General features: G+C 57.6%; 19 protein-coding genes, 1 tRNA gene and 1 riboswitch. Of the genes, 10 read left to right on the forward strand and 10 right to left on the reverse strand.

From position 1 onward, the window contains the following. Positions 1-145 precede the first annotated feature (145 nt). Both HMPREF2681_RS02375 and HMPREF2681_RS02380 read left to right on the forward strand, forming a co-directional pair. Positions 146-3,133 (forward strand): UPF0182 family protein, encoded by a 2,988-nt coding sequence (locus HMPREF2681_RS02375; RefSeq protein WP_049189694.1) that lies wholly within the window; start codon positions 146-148, stop codon positions 3,131-3,133. 184 nt (positions 3,134-3,317) lie between these two features. Continuing rightward, positions 3,318-3,391, forward strand: a tRNA-Met gene (locus tag HMPREF2681_RS02380). A 462-nt stretch (positions 3,392-3,853) separates the two neighbouring features. On the opposite strand, the gene HMPREF2681_RS02385 is transcribed toward HMPREF2681_RS02380, so the two are convergent. The 3 genes from HMPREF2681_RS02385 to HMPREF2681_RS02395 all read right to left on the reverse strand — a co-directional run bounded on the left by HMPREF2681_RS02385 (position 3,854) and on the right by HMPREF2681_RS02395 (position 7,468). Next, on the reverse strand, positions 3,854-5,191 hold the full coding sequence (locus HMPREF2681_RS02385) for a sodium/glutamate symporter (RefSeq protein ID WP_070429513.1): 1,338 nt from the start codon (positions 5,189-5,191) through the stop codon (positions 3,854-3,856). 229 nt (positions 5,192-5,420) lie between these two features. After that, positions 5,421-6,509: a trypsin-like serine protease gene (locus HMPREF2681_RS02390; protein WP_070545950.1), complete on the reverse strand. Its 1,089-nt coding sequence runs from the start codon at positions 6,507-6,509 to the stop codon at positions 5,421-5,423. Between the two features lie 2 nt (positions 6,510-6,511). Continuing rightward, positions 6,512-7,468: a DUF418 domain-containing protein gene (locus HMPREF2681_RS02395; protein ID WP_049192834.1), complete on the reverse strand. Its 957-nt coding sequence runs from the start codon at positions 7,466-7,468 to the stop codon at positions 6,512-6,514. Positions 7,469-7,786: 318 nt separating this feature from the next. Here HMPREF2681_RS02395 and HMPREF2681_RS02400 point away from each other — a divergent pair, with 318 nt between their 5' ends. Then, on the forward strand, positions 7,787-8,185 hold the full coding sequence (locus HMPREF2681_RS02400) for a hypothetical protein (protein WP_246822695.1): 399 nt from the start codon (positions 7,787-7,789) through the stop codon (positions 8,183-8,185). On the opposite strand, the gene HMPREF2681_RS02405 is transcribed toward HMPREF2681_RS02400, so the two are convergent. Both HMPREF2681_RS02405 and arsB read right to left on the reverse strand, forming a co-directional pair. Beyond that, positions 8,182-8,610: an arsenate-mycothiol transferase ArsC gene (locus HMPREF2681_RS02405; RefSeq protein WP_070545952.1), complete on the reverse strand. Its 429-nt coding sequence runs from the start codon at positions 8,608-8,610 to the stop codon at positions 8,182-8,184. The two genes, HMPREF2681_RS02400 and HMPREF2681_RS02405, sit on opposite strands and share 4 nt — an antisense overlap. A 15-nt stretch (positions 8,611-8,625) precedes the next feature. Further along, positions 8,626-9,693: an ACR3 family arsenite efflux transporter gene (gene arsB / locus HMPREF2681_RS02410; protein WP_070545954.1), complete on the reverse strand. Its 1,068-nt coding sequence runs from the start codon at positions 9,691-9,693 to the stop codon at positions 8,626-8,628. Positions 9,694-9,765: 72 nt separating this feature from the next. Here arsB and HMPREF2681_RS02415 point away from each other — a divergent pair, with 72 nt between their 5' ends. Continuing rightward, positions 9,766-10,104, forward strand: a complete 339-nt coding sequence (locus HMPREF2681_RS02415; RefSeq protein WP_070437520.1) for an ArsR/SmtB family transcription factor — start codon at positions 9,766-9,768, stop codon at positions 10,102-10,104. 42 nt (positions 10,105-10,146) lie between these two features. On the opposite strand, the gene hisN is transcribed toward HMPREF2681_RS02415, so the two are convergent. Continuing rightward, positions 10,147-10,947 (reverse strand): histidinol-phosphatase, encoded by an 801-nt coding sequence (gene hisN, locus HMPREF2681_RS02420; RefSeq protein WP_070545955.1) that lies wholly within the window; start codon positions 10,945-10,947, stop codon positions 10,147-10,149. Positions 10,948-10,957: 10 nt separating this feature from the next. Further along, a complete protein-coding gene (locus tag HMPREF2681_RS02425) occupies positions 10,958-11,842 on the reverse strand; it encodes an inositol monophosphatase family protein (RefSeq protein ID WP_070545958.1) in 885 nt (294 codons plus the stop codon). Between the two features lie 47 nt (positions 11,843-11,889). Between HMPREF2681_RS02425 and prfB the strand changes: the two genes are divergently transcribed. Then, positions 11,890-13,002: a peptide chain release factor 2 gene (prfB, locus tag HMPREF2681_RS02430; protein ID WP_038626269.1), complete on the forward strand. Its 1,113-nt coding sequence runs from the start codon at positions 11,890-11,892 to the stop codon at positions 13,000-13,002. A 2-nt stretch (positions 13,003-13,004) separates the two neighbouring features. Here prfB and HMPREF2681_RS02435 read toward each other — a convergent pair whose 3' ends face one another. Then, positions 13,005-14,378, reverse strand: coding sequence for an HNH endonuclease signature motif containing protein (locus tag HMPREF2681_RS02435; protein ID WP_246822696.1), 1,374 nt, complete (start codon positions 14,376-14,378; stop codon positions 13,005-13,007). Positions 14,379-14,802: 424 nt separating this feature from the next. Between HMPREF2681_RS02435 and ftsE the strand changes: the two genes are divergently transcribed. The 4 genes from ftsE (at position 14,803) to HMPREF2681_RS02455 (ending at position 18,660) form a co-directional block, all read left to right on the forward strand. Then, positions 14,803-15,492 carry a cell division ATP-binding protein FtsE gene (gene ftsE, locus HMPREF2681_RS02440; RefSeq protein WP_048759837.1) on the forward strand — a complete coding sequence of 230 codons (690 nt, stop codon included), beginning with the start codon at positions 14,803-14,805 and terminating at the stop codon, positions 15,490-15,492. Between the two features lie 48 nt (positions 15,493-15,540). Next, complete coding sequence (gene ftsX / locus HMPREF2681_RS02445; protein ID WP_070545962.1) at positions 15,541-16,443, forward strand: permease-like cell division protein FtsX; 903 nt, start codon at positions 15,541-15,543, stop codon at positions 16,441-16,443. 83 nt (positions 16,444-16,526) lie between these two features. Next, positions 16,527-17,432, forward strand: coding sequence for a polyphosphate kinase 2 (gene ppk2 / locus HMPREF2681_RS02450; protein WP_049189557.1), 906 nt, complete (start codon positions 16,527-16,529; stop codon positions 17,430-17,432). A gap of 100 nt (positions 17,433-17,532) precedes the next feature. Next, entirely contained in the window at positions 17,533-18,660 is a 1,128-nt protein-coding gene (locus HMPREF2681_RS02455) for a 3-hydroxyisobutyryl-CoA hydrolase (protein ID WP_070545964.1), read from the forward strand. On the opposite strand, the gene HMPREF2681_RS02460 is transcribed toward HMPREF2681_RS02455, so the two are convergent. Together HMPREF2681_RS02460 and HMPREF2681_RS02465 are read right to left on the reverse strand one after the other, a co-directional pair. After that, a complete protein-coding gene (locus HMPREF2681_RS02460) occupies positions 18,657-19,613 on the reverse strand; it encodes a MinD/ParA family ATP-binding protein (RefSeq protein ID WP_246822697.1) in 957 nt (318 codons plus the stop codon). The two genes, HMPREF2681_RS02455 and HMPREF2681_RS02460, sit on opposite strands and share 4 nt — an antisense overlap. A 51-nt stretch (positions 19,614-19,664) precedes the next feature. Beyond that, positions 19,665-20,459, reverse strand: coding sequence for a YwiC-like family protein (locus HMPREF2681_RS02465; RefSeq protein WP_065421705.1), 795 nt, complete (start codon positions 20,457-20,459; stop codon positions 19,665-19,667). A gap of 109 nt (positions 20,460-20,568) precedes the next feature. Next, positions 20,569-20,738, forward strand: a riboswitch (FMN riboswitch). Positions 20,739-20,748: 10 nt separating this feature from the next. On the opposite strand from HMPREF2681_RS02465, the gene pnuC reads away from it, so the two are divergent. Then, positions 20,749-21,468 carry a nicotinamide riboside transporter PnuC gene (pnuC, locus tag HMPREF2681_RS02470; RefSeq protein ID WP_049192843.1) on the forward strand — a complete coding sequence of 240 codons (720 nt, stop codon included), beginning with the start codon at positions 20,749-20,751 and terminating at the stop codon, positions 21,466-21,468. The last annotated feature ends 5 nt before the right edge of the window (positions 21,469-21,473 follow it).

Below are 21,473 nucleotides of genomic sequence, written 5' to 3' on the forward strand. Positions count from 1 at the left end.
TGACGACGCCCCTTTCCTGGCAACGCTGTATTAACAGCATCCTTAGTCAAATGTTAGGAACTTTATTTAGAGTAGATGACAGATAAGCGTACGACCGACTTACCAGCTCGCTGGCAAGTCAAGCTCAACTCGAACAGGAGAGACGTTGTCTCTAAACCAGACTCGACCGAGACGATCGGCGGGTGGCCGACCGGGGTGGCTGGCAATTACCGTGTTGGTGATTGCCGCGCTGACCTTTGTTATTCCAATCGCCGTCAATTTTTATACGGACTTTCAGTGGTTCGGTGAAGTGGGGTATCGAGGGGTATTCGCCACCACGTGGCTCACTCGTATCGTCCTGTTTATCACTGTAGGCCTGATAACGGGCGCACTGACATTTCTATCTATGTGGCTGGCGTGGCGCTCGCGGCCCGTCGACCTCGGACTGACGGATCCACGCAGCCCGCAGGCAGTGTACCGACGGATGGCTGAATCCGGTTCGAAGTCGATGTTCACCACGCTGCCCGTTGTATTCGGCGTACTCGGTGGCCTTGTGGGGCAGGGTAATTGGCAGACGGTGCAGCTGTTCTTAAATCGGCAGTCCTTCGGTGAGACTGACCCGCAGTACGGCAAGGACTTGGGCTTCTATGCATTCCAGTTGCCGCTGTGGTCGTACATCATTTCGACGCTGGTTGTCCTGGTAGTTATTGCGTTCCTGCTGTCGCTGGTGACGCATTACTTCCTTGGTGGCATCCGCCCAGGTAACCCGACTACAGGGGAGAAGACCCGCGTTTCCAATGCGGCTCGTGCGCAGTTGGCGTGCTGGGCCGGTGTTTTCATGCTGCTCAAGGCTGTGTCTTACTGGCTGGACCGCTATGAGCTGCTGAATAACAAGCAGAAGACCTTCACCGGTGGTTCCTACACCGATATCAATGCGCTGCTGCCGGCGAAGATTACGCTGCTGGTCATCGCAATCGTCGTGGCCGCTGCATTCTTCGCGGCCATTTTCCTGCGCAATCTTTCGATCCCGGCGTTTGCCACCGTGCTGATGTTGGTTTCCGCAGGTCTGATTGGCGTGGCCTGGCCGATGGCAGTTGAGCAGTTCTCAGTTAACCCGAACCGCGCTTCCAAGGAACGCGAATACATTGCGCGCAATATTGAATCGACGCGCTACCACTACGGGCTTACTGACGACAAGGTGAAGGTTGAGCGCGACTGGGGTGTTCCGGCTGAAAAGGAAGGCGATAAGGAAGCCGCGAAGGAAGGTGCGGACTCGATTTCCCGCGATGCTGCGACGCTGGCCAATATCCGAATCCTGGATCCGGAAGTGCTGCCACGTACCTTCACGCAGCAGCGCCAGCTGAAGAACTTCTATGGTTTCTCCGATCCGCTTGCCATTGACCGCTACCAGATCGATGGTGCGTCCCGTGACTTCATCGTCGCTGCTCGTGAACTGAACCCGCAGACGCTGCAGGGTAACCAGACTGACTGGATTAACCGTCACACGGTCTACACCCACGGCAATGGTTTCGTTGCTGCGCCGGCTAATAAGGTCGACGAGGTTGCCTCCGAGTCCGGTTCCGCCCGCGGCGGTTACCCGCTGTATACCGTGGCTGACCTGTTCGAGTCCGAGGACCCGAACGGCATGAACCTGAACCTGAAGCAGCCGCGCATTTACTACGGTCCGGTTATCGCCAACAGCGATGCCGACTATGCGATTGTTGGCGGTAACGGTGACGGCAAGGACTATGAGTACGATGCCGACGGCCGTAACTTCACCTACGACGGTGAGGGCGGTGTTGGCGTAGGCGGGCTTGCCAGCCGCATGATTTTCGCCACCCGTTACCAGGAGCTCAACATCCTGCTGTCCGACCGCATTGGGCCGGACTCCAAGATCATCTACAACCGCGATCCGCGTGACCGTGTTCAGAAGGTCGCCCCGTGGCTGACTACTGACACCAAGACCTACCCGGCTGTAGTCGATGGCCGTATGAAGTGGATTGTCGACGGCTACACCACGCTGGCCAAGATGCCGTACTCCCAGCGCATGAGCCTCCAGGAGACCACGCAGGACTCCATTAACCCGGATGGCACTCCACGCCCGCTGCCGAACAGCGAGGTCAGCTACATCCGCAACTCGGTCAAGGCGACCGTCGATGCCTACGATGGCACCGTTGAGCTCTACGAGTTCGATGAGAAGGATCCGGTGCTCAAGGCCTGGGAGGGTGTCTTCCCGGATGTGGTGAAGCCAAAGTCGGAGATTTCCGAGGAGCTGCAGGAGCACCTGCGCTACCCGGAGGACTTGTTTAAGGTTCAGCGTGAGCTGATGGCCAAGTACCACGTCAGCGATCCGGGCGTGTTCTTCGCCAATGACTCCTTCTGGTCCGTCCCGTCCGATCCGACCGCGCCGGAAGAGCAGAACCTCTCCCAGCCGCCGTACTACGTTGTCGCTTCCGATCCGAAGACCGGAAAGCCGAGCTTCCAGCTGATTTCCGCCTTCCGCGGTCTGGAGCGCGAGTTCCTCGCCGCCCAGATGAGCGCTTCCTCCGATCCGGAGACGTACGGTCAGATCACCATCCGTGCCCTGCCGACCAACACCCAGACCATGGGTCCGCGTCAGGCGCAGGACACGATGATGTCCGCAGATGAGGTCGCCCAGGACCGTACTCTGCTCGAGGGCACGAACGTGGTCACCAACGGTAACCTGCTGACGCTGCCGGTCGGCGATGGCGAGATTCTCTACGTCGAACCGGTCTACACCCAGCGCAAGGGCCAGGAGACCGCATTCCCGAAGCTGCTGCGTATTCTCGTCGCTTACCGCGGTCAGGTGGGCTATGGCGCCACGGTCACTGAGGCTCTGAGTCAGGTCGGTATCGATGCTTCCGCCGCGACCAAGGTCCGCGGTGAGGAAGAGACTGAGGAGCAGTCGGCGGATAAGGACAAGGATGCCGCCGACGCTGAGTCCGACGACGAGGCACCGAAGGAAGAGCGCAAGGTTGATGTCGCCGCGCGTGACGACGCCGCTCGCCGTATCTCCGATGCGCTACAGAAGCTTAACGACGCCCAGAAGAACGGTGACTATGCAGCCCAGGGCCAGGCACTTGCTGAGCTCGACCGCGCTGCCGCTGACTACCAGAAGGCCAACGGCCAGTAAGACGTGCAACGAGTAGTTAACCGAGAATCATAGGTTTCTATGGTCCGAAGACTCCCTAGGTTGTAGCGAAATTGGCTATGAACTGGGGATTGGTCTTTGTTGGGAGCGTCGTGCTACAGTTACTTCTCGTTGGTCAGAGAGACCAGCGCCCGCTGTGAGTGCTTGTAAAAGCCAGGACAGTTGACGCGGGGTGGAGCAGCTCGGTAGCTCGCTGGGCTCATAACCCAGAGGTCGTAGGTTCGAATCCTGCCCCCGCCACTAAGAAGAGACCCCTACCGGTGCAACGCCGGTAGGGGTCTTCTTTATTCTGGGGCCAAATCACCGTTTTTCACCGTTTTTTTGGGGGGTAAGTCGTTGGGTAGCCGTTGGGTCTGACGAACTCGCGCACTGCACAACCGGGCATTAAAGGGGCGGCCATCAGAAATGCGGTGTGAGGCGCTGCTCGATTAGTCGGCCTGAAGGTACTTAGCTTGAGGGGGTGCTGGTTTGTTCCGGTCGATTCGCCTCAGCTCATGTACGCGCTGCTGGCTTTCGGTTTCACATATCGATGAGTTATTCACTTATGGATACGCTGGAGCGCATCGATAGGTGAATCATGCATCGATAAGTGAGCGCAGCGCTAGAAAATAGCTGGCAGACGGGCCTGGTCAGTCCACGGTGGGGTCGCAACAGTAGAGGGCGGGAGAAAACTTTTCCTGTCCCCGCCCTCTATAAAGAACTCTACGAAGCCCTGGTCTTCGATTTCTTCAGCATGATCATCGGCGGAATCAACAGGGCTAGCCCGCCGATAAGCGCGACTCCACCGAATAGCCACACCAGTCCGGCGAGGATTGCGATGGGTGCGAGGATGGCTGCCGCGATCTCGAAGGGCGCGAATCCCACATAGGCCATGCCAAATTCCTCGAGCGTGCCGGATTTCTGCTCCGGGTCCACAATTTTCAGCACGGCGATGCCCGTGGCCACGGAGGCAGTTGCCCAGCCCCAGCTGAATACGGCACGCTCGAACCAGCCATGTTCAAAGATGCGTGGTGCGACGTAGAAGAACAACACCAGGCAGAAGGCCAGGCCCACGACGAACAGGACAATTAGCGGGACGATGTAGGTGGCCACCACTGCCGGCACAATCGACGCGATGCCGACTGCAACCAGGAAGTCCGTCGACGCGCCGGAGACCGAACCCATCAACTTCGTATCCAGGTAGTGCGGTGCCTTAATCAGGTGCAGTACTCCAACACCCGCCAGGCCGACCAGGAAGGCCATCGCGAACAGCGGGAAGCTCAAGGCCGGGAAAGCGTCATTGACCAAGTTAGTCAGGATATTTGCCAGGAAGAGCGTCGCCGCTAGTGCTGCAACGTGCAGCGCAATCGGCTCAATTGAGGACGGGCTCGTGGTCGCCCGTCCCACGCTTGGACGCTGGCCGGGAAGAGAGATAATGCCGGTGCGCATGTCCTCCGGCAGTTTATCCAAGGCGGGCAGCTCATTGGTGTGCCCCTTCTTTGACCCCCAGCGGGCGAAAATTACACCACCGATAATTGCGGAAAACATGCCCACCGCAGCGGCTGTGAAACCCAAACTCGTGGCCTCGGTCATGCCGGCCGAGTCCAGTGCGCCACCAACTGCTGCGGCCACGCCGAAACCGCCGACGAATCCGACGGGCAGCATGATGCCGAACCAGTCCGGAGTATTGAAAAGCGGGGCGAAAAGAATCACACCAAGCAGCGCGAAGAATCCCCACTGCGCCAGGTACATGCCTACGGAATAGGACCACATCGTTCGCGCGCGCTGGCGTACCTTGGCATCGAAATCCATTGTGAATGGCAGGGCACCGAAGACTGCCGCGATGAGAATGGTTGCGTAGTCGCCGAAATGCTCGCTGAACTGGATTATTCCCAAAGCGTTGGGGCCTAGCAGCAAGCCGAGCAAGCCCGCAGTAATCGGTGCGGGGATAAGAAGCTTTTGGAACCAGGGGATGAACCGCCGCATCAAATTACCGATGATGAGCAGCAGCGAGATCCAACCGATATCCATCAAGACGTCGAAGGGTGTGTAGCCATCCACGGGAATTGATTACCTTTCTCGTTGGTGGGGTTTCACCATTTAACAATTATGCGAACCACATCATGGATTCTAAGAAAAGGGTTAGAACCATAGGGATACGGTTGCGATTTTATGTCAGCTACCGCGAGATTTTGAGGCTTCGGCCCCAGTTGAGCTCACTGCCTTCGCAGCAAAAAACCACCTACCCAGTTCGTTTCTGGGAGGTGGTCTTGGTTGAGGTCAGACGGTTCTACTGTCGCCCATTCCTAATGCGCGACCAAGCCGCTGCGATAACCACGCCAGCGCATGCGATGGCGAGGTAGGCCCACATGTGATCACCGCTGGTCTGAATGGTCTTTGGCGGAGCAGGAGTGTTCTCCGCAGTTAGCACACTTTCTGTGTCACGGCCGGAGGTGATGTCATCGATCCAGTCAGCAGTGCCAGCGAGGGTAGTGATAGCTGCGCTGGGGGAGGGCAGGTCAGGGTCGCCATTGGAGGTTCCGGCGGTAGCGAGACCAGCGAGCTCTCCGTCAACGAAGAATGGACCACCGGAGTCGCCTCCCTGCATACCCGCGCCAGAAACGGAATGTGCGTCCAGGATGGCGCTTTGAATCATTGGCATCATGGCAGCGTCGGCTGGGATACTTTCTGTCCCTGCCGGAATCGACTCGGTTTTGGAGTCATCTGGCATGGCAGCTCGTGGCTGCATCTCCATTGATTCCATAGCGTCACCCGGAACAGCGTCACCCGGAACAGCGCCGCCCGGAATAGCCTCACCCGGAACAGCTTCGCCTGGAGTAGCGTCACCCGGAACAGCACCACCAGGCGCAGCCTCACCTGGAGTTCCTTCAGTCGGCCCGCCGCCCAGCAGCTCATTGACGACCATCTTGGTCATCGGAAGCTGCCCGGATCGTGCCATGGACGAGCTGCTGCTCCAGCCGTAGAGAGTTCCCGTCTGTCCAGGTGTGGGGATATCGCGGGAGACCTTCGCCGGGTTTGCGTCGGTGACCTTTTCGGTCAGGTGAAGCAATCCCGCATCAGACATTGGAGAAAGCGCCCAAGAATCGGCATCGTAGACCTTTCCACCGATGCGGGCCTGGGTCCCTTCGTTGTTCACAGACTCCAGGCAGTGGCGTGCAGTGAGCACCCACTGGTCGGCAACCAGCGTCCCGGTACAGTCACCGAAATTGCCGATTTTGCCAATCTTCAGCGCGGCCACAGAACTGCTTTCAGCATTCGCAGGTGCGGGTTCGCCGTTTTCCAATGCAAGAGCTGGGGCTGCAGATAGAAGCAGGGTGCTGCTAACAATTGCTGCGATGGAAAAAGATGTTTTCTTCACGGTTATTTCCCTTTCCCAGAAGGAACAATGGCCTTGATTGCGGTGGCAACGAGTTTTTCGGCAGGGCCCTGTCCGACAAATTTCTTCCAGAGGCTAGCAATGACGAGGAAGAATACGATGAAACCGGCTGCGGACAACGTGGAATGCAATACAACATTCTGCTGCCAATAAAACGCGGTGAGAACGTGCAGGATGTAGATAGTCAGTGACATTGTTCCCATAGCCGCGAATGGGTAAACCACAGCTGGGAAACGATCGCCTACGAACAGGCACAAGTGCAACACAATAGCGGCAACAGCGACGGAGAGAATGATTTCGCCGAAGACGCCAGTGTGTCCGGTAAAGCGGAGCCAGCCAGCAATCTCTGGATCAAATCGGAAGTACATGCCGACGGCAGTGACGACAACGCTGACAGCGGTAACAATCCAGCTCAACCGAGTATTGGCGTTGGTCTCAGAGGTGGAAGTGCTTTGCAGGCGACCGCGCAAGTAGACGTCGTAAAGCAGCATGCCGCCGATGAAATATGCAATCCACGCGAGTAGCGGATAGATCTGTGGCAGCGTCATAGGCGCGTACTTGATTGTGGCGGCGATGGTTGCGGCGATGAAGAAGCCGACTCGCCACCAAGTTCCGAGCGCTGGCATCCAGGAAACCAGCATCATTACCAGGCCCATGATGACGAGGACCACCTGAATTTCTCCACCGACCGGCAATAGTGCCAGGCCGATGAGAATGATCAGGGCACCGCGGGTGATTAGACGCAAGAAGGTAGTGCTGCTGTAATTACGGCCGATGATCATCATTGTGGCGCCGGCGATGATGGCGAACAGTGATGAGGGTAGGCCAGAGAGCACAACCTTTGTGCTCCAAAGTAGTGAGGCCATATGGACAATAATCATGCCGATGATGGCGAGTGAGCGCGCTATATCAAGCCCCACGATTCGGGTAGGTTTATTCACCCCAGATTTCTCCTTTACTACAACTTATAGGGAGGTGCTCTTTGGTAAAAAGCACTCTCTACAAATGGCGTATTGAAAACGACTTTCTAGTTGTAGCAACCGAACCTGACAATACATTAAGTGACTATGTGTAAATCATGGTGTTTCGTCTGTGTTTTTACTGGGAAACTAGCGCGCTCAAAAAGCTAAGAGGCAGGCGTAACCTGGTGGCATGACATCGATGCTGACGAGTTTCACCTGGGCAGAGGTGCCAGGCGTCTTCCTCGCGTACCTATTAATCATTGCCATCCCCACCGCTCTCGCATGGGTGGGTGCCGCATGGTTGGCCAAAAATACGGCGAGCGTATCGCGTTTGGGCACACGATTTTCGTCTTTGTCGCAGCATTCCTAATCTGCTTTTGTACGCTCGCGTGGACGCTCGAGGGCGAATACGACTACTCGCCATGGCAGGTTTTCTGCAGTGGCTTCGCGATGGTCATCCTTACTGCCTCTGCCATGATGCGCGTGCCCGCCCCAACTCTGAACCTTCTGCCCACGTGGTGGGCAGCGGTCGCCGGCTATGCCCTGTGCTGGAGCATCATCGCCGGCACTGACGACACCACCGGGCTTTGGGGAGTTGGTTTGATATTCCTGCTCCTCGGCCTCATCGCAGGCGTCGGCGCAGTCGTGTGGCTTACGCTGGCGATAAGGAGGCTTTTGTTGGATTCTGCCGCTTAGGGATTCTTAGTGGAACGGAGTTCGACAGCTAACTCGTCGATACGGCGCTCGAGGTCATCGCGAATTAGGTCCATGCGTTCTTTTCCGTCGATGCCTCGTTTTGAAGGCTCGTCAGTAAGCCAACGCTCGAGTGAGCCTTGAGCGTCCGAGGGGAGCTCTACATGAGCGGCATCGCCGATGATGACAACACGATCTGCAGTCCGGAGAATCGTGGGGTCAATCGGCTTTGGTGATGCACCGTCCATAGAAGCGCCGATTTCTGCAACTGATTTGGCTGCAAGCGCATTGGTAGTAGTTTTGGGGTTCGTTCCTGCTGAAAGGGCGATGAACTGCGTGGCATATTTTGCACGCGCAATGGCCTCGGCCATCTGGGATTTACCGGCATTTGCCACGCAGATGAAAAGTACCTTCGGGATTTCCTTCATTTCAGAATCCTTTTTCTATAGTTTGTCCGGTACGGAAAGGTCATTGGGAAAAAGGCGTGGCCCGAGCCAGCGGGTGACGTAGACAAGTGCAACGAGTACGGGTACTTCAATAAGTGGTCCAATCGTTCCCGCAAGTGCTTGCTGGGACAATGGGCCGAAGGTGCCAACCGCAACCGCAATTGCCAACTCGAAGTTATTTCCGGCGGCCGTAAAGGCAATCGATGCGGAGGTTGCGTAGTTCATGCCCGCGGCCTTGGCCGAAGTGAGAGCGATCGCGAACATGGCGAGGAAGTAGATCACTAGTGGTAGTGCCACTTTCGCAACGGTCCAGGGATTCTCAAGAATCTGCTGTGACTGAAGCGCAAAGAGCAACACGATTGTGTATAGAAGGCCGGCAAGTGCCAATGGTGAGATTTTGGGCAAGTACTCATTTTCATACCAGTCGCGACCACGGGTGCGTTCACCAATTATGCGTGATGCCGCGCCAGCCAGAAGCGGAATACCGAGGAATACCACTACAGATAGTGCGATTGCCCAAAAAGAAAAGGTGGCGGAAGTGGTTTCCAGTCCCAACCAGGAGGGCAGAATCTGCAGGTAGAACCACCCTAGAGCGCCGAACATGAAAATTTGAAATAGCGAGTTTACGGCCACCAATACGGCAGCGACTTCAGTATCGCCGCAAGATAGGTCGTTCCAGACCAAAACCATTGCAATGCAGCGGGCGAGACCGACGATGATCACGCCAGTGCGCAGTTCTGGACTATCACTGAGGAATATCCAGGCAAGGGTGAACATCAGTGCGGGGCCGAGAATCCAATTGAGGAAGACTGTGATGCCCATCAGCTTCCTGGATGTCAAAATTTTGCCCGTTTTGTCGTATCGAACCTTTGCGAGCGGTGGGTACATCATGACCAGCAATCCGATGGCGATTGGTACGGAAATTGTCGTAATTTTTGCCTCTGCCAGCCAGTTCACAAGTGACGGTGCAATTTTGCCCAGAATGAGGCCAATTGCCATTGCAGCTGCAATCCATAGCGGCAAGAAGCGGTCTAGGAAGCTGAGTGACTTTGTAGTCTGTGTCATAGTTTCCGGTGTAATCAATATATCGATGATTGTCAATATATTTAGAGGGGAGGCCGTGTAGCCTCAACGGGTATGGACGAAATCTCAGAATGCTGTGCACTTGGCGGTCGGCCTCTCGACACGGCGGAAGCGCAAGCTGCGGCAACGCTCTTCAAAGCGCTGGCGCAACCGGCGCGCCTGCAAATTTTGTCTCAGCTCGCTGCCGCTGGCTGTAGTCCGATGACCGTAGGGGAGCTGGCCGCTGTTTCTGGGCTTAGTCAGCCGACGGTGTCGCATCATTTAAAGACCATGGCGGATGCCGGGCTGCTAACTAGGTCTAAGAGTGGACGGGTGGTAACCCATGAGGTACGCCCTGAGGTATTTGCTGAGCTGCGACGTATCCTGGATATCGGTCACGCGGACGGGAGATAGTGAGCCGCTCGTCGCAAATTGCGATAGGTTGGAAAACCCTGTTTACCCGCCCAGGCGCTTGACGACGGCGTCGTGAAGCACCCCATTCGTCGCAACCGCGTCCCCGCCGTGCGGCCCGTCGACTCCCGCTAGGGAAGTGAAGCGGCCGCCAGCTTCCTCCACCAGAATCGCAAGAGCTGCCAGGTCCCACAGGGAAACCTCCGGCTCTGCGGCGACATCGACCGCACCCTCCGCTACCAGGCAGTAGGAGAAGAAGTCGCCATAGCCACGCAGGCGCCAGGCGTCATCGGTGAGACCGATGAAGTTGTCGCGCAGGTCGCGCTCAGCCCAGCCGGTGAGCGAAGAGTTGGAAATTGAGCAGTCCGCGATGTCCGCCACCTTCGAGACCTCAATGCGGCGCTGAGCGGCTTCCCGGCCACCGACGTGGGTGCGCTTGAATGCGCCGTCGCCCTTGGATGCCCACCAGCGACGGCCCAGTGCTGGGGCAGAGACTACGCCGACAACCGGCTTGCCGTCCTCCAGCAGGGCAATCAAGGTGGCCCAGACCGGGACATTGCGCACGAAGTTCTTGGTGCCGTCGATGGGGTCGATGACCCACTGACGGCCCTCAAACACAGCTTCGCCACCGAATTCTTCGCCGAGAACTTCATCGCTCGGGCGCTTGTCCGACAGAATCTCGCGGAGCAGCTTCTCGCACGCGATATCGGCATCGGAGACCGGAGTCAGGTCGGGCTTGGACTCGACGACTAGATTGGCCGCCTCGAAGCGGGACATCGTGAGGTCGTCGGCTGCGTCGGCAAGCGAGAGTGCGAGGGCGAGATCTTCGGAGTAAGAGGTGGTCATGGCCGAAATTCTAGCGCAGAACCTCACGTAACTCTGCGACCTGGCCACTCGAGCCCGCAAGCTTCCAGCGCCCCACCGACGTACATTCGCCGCCTGCGCCCGAGATAAGCGCATACCCAGGCAGCCAGTCCCAGGCGGCGACGTCGCGCTGGAACCACACGCCGATGCGGCCGTCGGCAACGCCTGCCATATCCACCGACGCTGAGCCCAGCATGCGCCAGGTAGCGCTGCGGGACACCGCATCCAGCCAGGACTTTGTAGCCGTGGCCTCGGATTCCTCGCTCGAGCTCACCACCGTGGTGTGGAGGTAGGTCGCTGCGCAGACTTCCGAAAGCGGGTGGTCAGTGACCCGGAGGTCATCAACAGTGCCATCGAGGTTGATACGAGTGGTCGGGAGATTGGGGCCACCAATCCAGCTCTCGCCCGTTGCCGGGCGGTGCACCGCGCCGAGGACGACCTCATCCGGATTGTTCGCATCGCCCATAACCAGCGCCAATGCGCTGCACCAGTAGTCCGAACCAGTGGTGAAGTTGTAGGTGCCATCGACAGGGTCAATCACCCACGTGCGACCAGACTGGGACTCCTTCGCCGACCCTTCCTCGCCAAGAATGCCGTCCTCCGGGCGGAGCGCGGCCAAAGCCTCGACGACGAACTTCTCCGCTGCGCGGTCGGCCGCGGTGACGACGTCGGAAATCGATGTCTTGTACTCCGTGACCAGGCCTTCGTCGCGCATGCGAGCAGCAATGGCAGCGGCACGCTTCACGATGGCAACCGCAACACTGGTATCCGATGCCACAATCGACTCGGACACTTGGGCGAGAAAGAGTTCTAGGTCCTGGCTGGAATCTTGGTGCAGGTCCTGGCTGGAATCTTGGCTGGCGGTGGATTCAGACATACGTCCTATTGTGCACCGAAACAGGCGGTATAGCTAAGGTAGTACCCGTGAACCCGGATCTGAATGCTGACCTCAAAGAACTCGACGCGACGCTGACCACCATTGAGAAGGTGGTCGATGTCGACGAGCTTTCCGACCGGATCAGGGAGTTGGAAGCCCAGGCCGCCGACCCGTCGCTGTGGGATGACCCCGACCACGCGCAGCAGGTCACCAGCGCACTATCGCAGGCACAGGCGAAGAAGAAAAAGATCGACTCGCTGCGCGGGCGCCTCGACGATCTCTCCGTGATGTATGAACTCGCGGAAGAGGAGGGCGACCCCGACGCCGTCGAGATGGCCGATGCCGAACGCGCTGAGCTGCGTGCCGACATCGAATCCCTCGAGGTCACGACGATGCTTTCGGGGCCTTACGACGAGCGCGAGGCGGTCATCAACATCCGCTCCGGTGCCGGTGGCGTGGATGCCGCTGACTGGGCCGAGATGCTCATGCGCATGTACCTGCGCTGGGCCGACAAGCACGGGCATAAGGTCGAGGTTTACGACACGTCCTACGCCGAAGAGGCCGGTATTAAGTCCGCCACCTTCGTCGTTCACGGCGAGTACATGTACGGCACCCTCTCGGTCGAACAGGGCGCGCACCGTCTGGTTCGTATTAGTCCTTTCGACAACCAGGGGCGCCGCCAAACTTCCTTCGCTGAGGTCGAGGTGCTGCCAGTTGTGGAGGAAACCGATCACATCGACATCCCCGAGTCAGATTTGCGTATCGACGTCTACCGCTCCTCCGGCCCAGGTGGGCAGTCGGTGAACACCACGGACTCCGCGGTCCGACTTACGCACGTCCCAACCGGCATCGTGGTGACTTGCCAGAACGAGAAGTCCCAGCACCAGAACAAGGCATCTGCCATGCGAGTTCTGCAGGCGAAGTTGCTGGAGAAGAAGCGCCAGGAAGAGCGCGCGGAGCTGGATGCTCTCGGCGCAGGCGGCAATGCCTCGTGGGGTAACCAGATGCGCTCCTATGTGCTGCACCCGTACCAGATGGTCAAGGATCTGCGTACCGAATACGAAGTCAACAACCCACAGTCGGTCCTCGACGGTGACCTAGACGGTTTCATCGAGGCCGGTATTCGCTGGCGCATGGCTCAGCAGTCCGAAGGCGAGTAGCGCTAGAAGGGCGGTTCGTCTTCGGGCGCTTCCGGTGCCTCGGGTGTTTCCGGTGTGGTGGGCTCGTCGGCTTCTCCGTTTCTCTCGTTTTTGTTCATTCCCAGTTCTTCGCGAGCCTGATTTGTCAGCTCCTGTGATTCGCGGAGGTTTTCCAACCTCTGCTCGTTGTACTCCTTGAGCGTCTGTGCTTTCTTTGTCTTGCGCAGGTCGAAAGAGTAGCGACCGTGGCCGGAGAGCGGCCCTGATTCTGTGCTGATTAGGGCAGCTTTTTCAGCGCTCTGATCAGTGGCGGAGGTCCAGTACTCCACGCCGTCGATATCGCGCACGACATTCCAAAGACCGGCCGTTTTTAGATTGTGGTGGCGACGGCATAGGCAATGGAGGTTAGGCGTTTCGGTTTGGCCACCTTCGTCGGGATTCTCGTGGTTATACGGCTGAATGTGGTCGATGTCGCACTTCGTCGCATCGACATCGCATCCGGGAAAGCGGCAGGTGCCGTCTCTACCTTGGACGTAAGTACGCTGTCGCTCTGTTGGCGAGTACTTTTCCGTTTTCTCGTCCGCTAGTAGCCGGATGCTAGTGACTCGATCGAGCCAGGATTCAGTGGCGATTTTGTTGATCCACCCCAGACCGCCGATCCATGCCTCCTGCGGCTTGTCTTGAGTAAGTGGGCAGTACAGATTCAACGTGGCGGTGACCTGAGCAGTCCCGTGCAGAAGGTGTGAAAAAGCCTCGACGAAGCCGCAGTCCTGATCAGCGGTAATTTCTTCCAAGACCTTCTGAAACTCAATTGCCCGCTCAGGCATCAGTTCCATGGTGACTTCAGTGAGGTTGTCCTTTAACTCGAACTTTATAGATTCGCCAGCTTTTTGCTCGATGCCTTTTTGAAACGAAGTAATCGGCGGGTCGTACTCATTTTTAGGGCGCAATAGCGGGCTGACTTCATTAATCAATCGCTGAATATTCTGTTGAAGACTCCGAACCCCGCGAAGAACTTCACCATTGACTCTCGGCGTGATCAGTTCGAGGAGATGGTCTTCGAAATATTTCACAGTAGAGGCGTCATCCAAGGGGAGGATGGCTGTGGCAATGACCCGCATGTGTGGAAGCGGTAGCTGTGCGCGTTTGAGCAGAAGCTCTTTCAACCGCGGGAGCCGCTCTAGCTGCATCCCGATATCGATGTACTGGAGTGTTCTCCCGCGCGACATGCCAAGAGCTGGAGCGATTTTGGCGATGTAATCTTCGACATCTTTTGTTGAAGAAGACGGAACACAAGCAAGGGCAAGCTGCAGATCAGCTCGATTACGGTCAATTCCAAGACGTGCTGGTGCTGTTTGAGAAATCTCATGGTGAAAGCGTGGCGCTGTTGCTTCCATCGCCGCAGCGTACGTGCGTTTCCGTGGTATATGTTCCCCGCTGGCCATTGTTGAATCCCCCTGAAAGATAAGGCCTGGACGTTGAAATGTTGAAATAAGGAAGAGGTAGAGAAAATATTTTCGACTAACTCTGAGCGTCAATTTTCCGAGCTTTAAGCAGCTCGGCGACGTTATTTGGTGTTTTTAATCCTCGCGTTTAATCTTTCATCGCTCATTTTAATCGAACAGGTAGGCGAAGTAAAGGGGGGGGTAAAGATTTTTGGGGAAAATGGTTTCGAATTCTGTCGTAGTGTGTACTTCTGTGTGGTCGCGCGCTCCGGGGGGGGGGGCAACGCCACCTTGCGCCGCAGCCTCGCTATTCCAGCGTCCAATTCCACGCATTCCAGAGTGACTTGAGTGGCTTAAGTGATTAGAGTGTCTATTTATGATCACTTTCGACGGGGTTACCAAGTCCTACTCGACTTCTAGCCGACCAGCTCTAGACGACGTTTCAGTCCACATAGATAAAGGTGAGTTTGTCTTTCTCATTGGACCGTCGGGCTCTGGTAAGTCGACCTTTCTGCGCCTAATGGTGCGTGAAGAGAAAGTGGATTCAGGAAAACTGACGGTCGCAGGCCAGGATTTGACCAAGATTTCTCGCCGCAACATCCCGAAATTGCGCCAAAAGGTAGGGTACGTCTTCCAGGACTTCCGCCTGCTGCCAAAGAAGACCGTGTACGAAAATGTCGCGTTCGCATTGCAGGTAATTGGCAAGCCGAAGGCGAAAATCGACAAAGCTGTTCCGGAAACGCTTGAAATGGTCGGGCTCTCGGGCAAGGAAAACCGCTACCCGCACGAGTTGTCTGGTGGTGAGCAGCAGCGCGTCGCCATTGCTCGCGCCTTCGTCAACCGCCCGCTCATCTTGCTTGCCGACGAGCCCACCGGCAACCTCGACCCAAGCACCTCCGGTGACATCATGCTCCTGCTTGACCGCATCAATCGCATGGGCACGACCGTTATTGTGTCGACTCACGACAACGATGCCGTGGACTCCATGCGTCGCCGCGTGCTGGAGCTGGAGCTGGGGCGTCTCGTGCGTGACGACGCCACGGGTGTTTACGGCCTGAACAACTAGCAGACAGTCCATCGGTAGAAGAACTCATTCGAAAGGTATTACTGACCTATGAAGACTCGCTTTGTCCTCGGTGAGGCTTTCTCCTCCTTGGGCCGAAACATCACGATGACCATCGCGATGATTATTACGACTGCGGTGTCGTTGGCGCTGCTTGCGACTGGCATCCTGGTTACTGAGCAGACCAGCCGCACGAAGGATCTCTATCTCGATCGCGTAGAAGTGCAGATCGAACTGAATGAACAAATCTCCGCCGAAGACCAAACTTGCTCCTCGCCGGAGTGTGCTGAGGTCGTCGGCAAGCTTGAAGAGACTGACGGCGTTGATTCGGTGACCTTCCGAAATCGTCAGCAAAACTTTGACCACTTTGTGGAGATGTTCAAGGATAGCGACCCCGTGCTCGTGGAAAACGCGACGCCGGAGTCGCTGCCGGCTGTCGTGATGGTGCGTCTGAGCGATCCGACCGATGTCAGCCCGCTCGATCCGATTCGGGAGCTGCCACAGGTCGACCACGTTACTGACCAGCATGAAGAGATCGGTACTGCAGCTCAGAACCTGGACTCGGTGCGAAATGCGACCTTCCTGCTGGCGGCGGTGCAGGCCGTTGCCGCTGTGTTCCTGATTGCGAACATGGTCCAGATTGCGGCGTTCTCGCGTCGTAAGGAAGTTGAGATTATGCGCATGGTCGGTGCCAGCCGCTGGTTCACACAGGCGCCGTTCGTCCTCGAGGCTGTGATTGCGTCGCTGATTGGTGGTCTGCTGGCTATCGGTGCGCTGTTCCTGGGTAAGGCGACGGTCATCGATCCGGCGCTGAGTAACCTGTACAAGGCACAGCTTCTGGCGCCGCTGACCAACGGCGATATTGGTGTGGTGGCGCCAATCGTGGTCATTATCGGCATGGTCTTTGCTGGGCTTGTTGCACAGGTCACGCTGCGTCTTTACTCGCGTGACTAGGGTTCCAATTAGGTTTGCGATTAGACCCCTCGGTTAAACCCGGTGAATAGGGTCAGGGCAGGGTGCCAGGTAAGCTGAAAGCTATGAATAATGACGACGTCCAGCGCCCACCGAAGCTCGACAAGAAGGCTTATGAGGCCGAGCTCAAAAAGCTCCAGGCAGAGCTCGTCGAAATGCAGCAGTGGGTGGTAGAAACCGGTGCCCGAATTGTCATCGTGATGGAGGGTCGTGACGCCGCCGGCAAGGGGTCGGCCATTAAGCGCATCACGCAGTACCTGAATCCCCGTACCTGTCGCATTGAGGCTCTGCCGGCTCCGACGAGCCGTGAGCAGGGTCAGTGGTACTTCCAGCGTTATGTCGAAAAGCTGCCGACTGCCGGCGAAATCGTGATTTTCGACCGCTCCTGGTACAACCGTGCCGGCGTTGAGCGGGTCATGGGCTTCTGCACCTCCCAGGAGTACCGTCGCTTCTTGCATCAGGCGCCGATTTTTGAGCGTCTGCTGGTCGAAGATGGCATTATCCTGCGTAAGTACTGGTTCTCTGTGTCGGACGAGGAGCAGGTTGCCCGCTTCAAGTCCCGCCGTGAGGATCCGCTGCGCCGCTGGAAGCTCTCGCCGATGGATTTGGAGTCCATCACCCGCTGGGAGGATTACTCCCGTGCAAAGGATGAGATGTTCATCCACACCGATATCCCGTCCGCACCGTGGTTCACGGTTGAGTCTGAGGATAAGAAGCGTTCGCGTATCAATGTCATCAACCACCTGTTGACGACCATTCCGTACGAGCGCATTCACCGCGATGTTCCGGAAATCCCGGAGCGTCCGGAGTCGGAGGGAAGCTACGAGCGTCCGCCGCGCACGGAGTTCCGCTATGTGCCGGACGTTGCCGCCAATCTCGAGGCTGACCGCGTAAAGGGCGCAGGCAAGTCCGATAAGAAGGGCAAGAAGCACAAGAAGGGCAAAAAGGACAAGAAGAGCAAGAAGAAGTAGCTCCTTAGTCTCAGTGAGGTTCTGGTCGTCAGAACCTTCGCAGCAGAACCTTCCCGTCAGAACCTTTCCCTGGTTAGTTATCTGTGTCACACTGGGTGACATGACTGCTACTGATAACGGTTCTGGCACTGCACGCACCGAGGTCGATGAGCCGAAGGTGCTGCGAGAAGTCCACGGGCGATCTGGTCACCTTCGGCTGAATAGGCCGAAGGCACTTAATTCGCTCGATTTGGATATGGTCACCGAGGTCGTCGAGGGGCTCCGCGCATGGCGTGACGACGACTCGGTGGACCACATTGTTGTTTCATCCGGTCACCCCAAGGCGTTTTGTGCCGGTGGTGATGTGCGCGCAGTTCGGCAGGCTGTGCTCGATGGCGTTCCGGAGCAGGGGGAGGAGTTTTTCCGGGATGAGTACGAGATGAACGCGATGATTGCGGAATTCGCGCAGTCCAAGCCATATATCGCGATTATTGATGGCATCGCTATGGGCGGTGGCCTTGGTGTTTCCATGCACGGCTCCCACCGAATCGTGACCGAGCGTGCCAGCGCTTCCATGCCAGAAATGGCAATCGGCTTTATTCCCGACGTTGGAATTACCCACTTTTCGCAGCATGTGAACACGCGGTTAGGAGGGCCCTCGTCGGCAATCGCGAGGTTTACCGGGCTGACCGGTTACCGCCTAACTGCGGCGGACATGCTGTGGTCTGGATGGGCGACACATGCGGTGCCATCCGCGCAGCTGGACGAGTTTGTTGCGGCTCTGGACCGCGATGGAATTGATTCGGCGCTCGCGGAGTATGCGCTCGATGTGGACTCAGCTGAGGCTCGTGATCTGCTCGGGGATCCGCAGTTGGCCGAGTGGAGCGACTGCATTGAGGCTTGCTTTGGGGCTGATACCTGGGCGGAGATTGAGCGAGCTCTCAACGAAGCCGCTGAGGCGGGCTCCTGTGCATCGTCAACAGTGGAGACTTTTCGCGACCTGCTGGCACCCGCCAACCCGGAGAGTCTCGTGGCGGCAGCGGAGCTCTATGCAGCGAACGCGGGTCCGGGGGTTACGCTGCAGGAGGCTCTGAACCGGGAGATGAAGCTCGGCGCTTACATGCGTCAGCACCCCAATTTTGCCGAAGGCGTGCGGGCGGTTTTGGTGGACAAGGACCGCGACGCCACCTTCAAGCCCGCCTCCGTTCAGGAGGTCGATGTCGAGGGGATTCGTCAGCACCTGAGCTAAACAAAACTGTGACGGCCCGTAGTCGGCGCGAAGTCATCGGCAATCATGGCCGCCAATTCGAGATAGCTCTGGGTAGTGGCGGGCTGGAGATTGTCCAGCTCGATATTCGCGCCATTCGCAATGTGCGGGTCATAGGGGATGACCTGCACTGCGCGGCAGCGCTGGGCAAATAGTTCGTGCACGGTCTCTGTGGACAGCCCCTGTTTATTTAGCTCGTTGACCACCACGACAGTGGTAGAAACCAGCCGTTCGAAGCCGTGCGCTGAAAGCCAATCCAACGTCGTCCAGGCGCTTTTCACGCCGTCCAGTGCGGGCGTGGTGACCAGCACCAGGCAATTGGCCGCAGAAAGAATCGAAGCGGCGATGGGCTGCGTCAGGCCGGTACCACAATCAGTCAGGCTCACATTGTAATGACGCCGAAGGATGTCGAGGGCTGCGCAGTATTCACCGTCGGAAAGCGCGATCGTCGATGTCGGGTTTTGGTCGCTGCCGACAACCTCCAGGCGCGATGGAGTGTGAGATGTGTACGCGCGGACCTGCGCATATTTGTCCGTATCCGGGGCTCGGAGCAGATCGCGAATTGATGCGGGATTGGCCGCGGTGACGCGTGCGCCGAGGGTGCCAAAGTCCGGATTCGCGTCGATTGCGACGATTCGGTCACTGCGCAGGCTTGCAAGCGTGGCGCCCAGGCACATGGTTGTCGATGTCTTGCCGACGCCACCTTTCACGCTGACAACAGCGATGTTGTAGTCACCGTAGATAGGCTGTCGCACCCGCTCTATCAGCTCGCGTTGCTTGCGTGCCGACGATGATTCCCGCGGTGAAATTGCGCCCCAGGTGGCCTTATGAACCCAGCTGCGCCAGCCCGACTGTGGTGCCTGCCGCGAGTTCAGGCTAGCGGCCAAGTCTGAGACGGAAACTGCGTGATTGACTGCGTGTTTGGTGGAAGTCATAGACTTCATCCCCTCCCCAAAAATCCCCAAAGTATGTCCCCGCCGTCGTTTTTACCACGCAGCCAGAACGACGGCGACTCCAAAGAAGGCATCGAGAATTCCGACCTGTTTCGGAGTCCACGGCCGAGCGCGGCGAGCGCCGGAGATTGGCATGGCAAAAGACCTGATGAGAAGCCCAATTGCGACGATGGGCACACCGATGCTGATGAGGTTCCGGTCGTGGAGGAGGAGCCACCCGATGATGGCCACGGCGGTAATGAGAACGTGATACGTGACCGAGCCAATGAGCCACTGGCGGTTGCCGCGCTTGCGAATCATAGTTTTTACATAGGGCACGGTGCCGACGAAATATCCAGCGTAGATAGCCGCAATTGCCCAAGCTTTCGGGGTTGGTCCGGCGATGATAGGCACCATGAGGCTAGCGGCCAGAACGGTGGAGACACCAGAGAGAAGTGAGCGCGGTCGGCGGCGGTAGGTCTCCCAAATAGCGATAGCGGCAAGAGGGGCAATGAGGGCGACCCAGGTGAGGAGGGAAACGTCGGCAAGCAGTGTGATGCAGCCGGCGACGGCAGTGAGCGCGGTGTATGTGGCGGCGGGTGCGAGGTGGCGGCGTTGGCGACGAGAGCGGAGCCAGACGCTCACGGCGAAGAATGCGAAGTAGCCGAGCAGCCAGGTCGCGGTGACGGCAAGGCCTGTCCCTGTGGGGGTGAGGGCGAGAGCGGTCAGCGGGGGAATGGTGACCATGAACCAGGCGCCGTGCTGGTCCGGAACCCAGCCAGCGGAGCGCTTGTGATGGGAGCGGCGGGCGGGGCGGGGAGGACGTGGTTGGCGGGGCTTTTGGCTCATACTACGCATTGTAGATGCGTAATTATGTCGAGGCTGTATTAGAACCTCATATTGAAACCTCATTGAATAAAATGCACATGCGCGCAAGGCGACAGTGCTAACGTTGAACTCGCATTCTCAGGGCGAGGTGAAATTCCTCACCGGTGGTGATGCTGCGGCTGACGCAGACAAGTCCACGAGCGCCCTACCTGTGGCCAGAAGGGTCGTCAGGTAGGGGACAAGCAGATTTCGGTTGGAATCCGAAACCGACGGTCATAGTCCGGATGAAAGAGAAGGAGTTGAATAATTCGTGGAATACGTGTCGGATTTTTTGGTGGGTTTCCTCACTGCACAGCTCAGTGTGGCGGGAGCACCAATCTTGATTCGAGAAATTGTCGGTAACCTCTTTGGCCTGGCGTGTGCCTTCCTAGGTATGAAACGGAAGGTATGGGCTTGGCCGGTCGGCATTATCGGAAATGCCTTGCTGTTTACCGTCTTCCTCGGCGGAGTTTTCCACACGCCGCAAAATCTTGATCTCTATGGCCAGGCGGGGCGTCAGGTCATGTTTATCGTCGTCAGTCTCTACGGATGGTTCAGCTGGGTCAAGAGCCGCAATCAGAGCGGTGACGAGGTCGCAATTGAGCCTCGGTGGGCGACGGCATCGGAACGCATTGGGATGATTACCGTGGCTATCTTCGCCACTGTGATTTGTGCCAATATCTTTGAGATGCTGGGCTCGTGGGGGCCATGGGCCGATGCCTGGATTTTCGTCGGTTCGATGTTGGCGACCTGGGGTATGGCCCGCGGGTGGAACGAATTCTGGCTAATTTGGATTGCCGTTGATGCCGTGGGAGTGCCGTTGCTGCTCAAGGGTGGCTACTACCCGTCGGCGGCGCTGTACCTCTTCTACGGATGCTTCGTTATTTGGGGCTTTGTCTCCTGGGTTCGCCTCGAGCACCAGAGCGACAATGACCAGCAGAAGAGCTCCGCGACCGACCAAGTACCGGCTTTGGCAGCAGCCGAGCGGTAGGATAG

The organism is Corynebacterium sp. HMSC064H12, assembly GCF_001809925.1.
GTDB lineage: Bacteria > Actinomycetota > Actinomycetes > Mycobacteriales > Mycobacteriaceae > Corynebacterium > Corynebacterium jeikeium_D.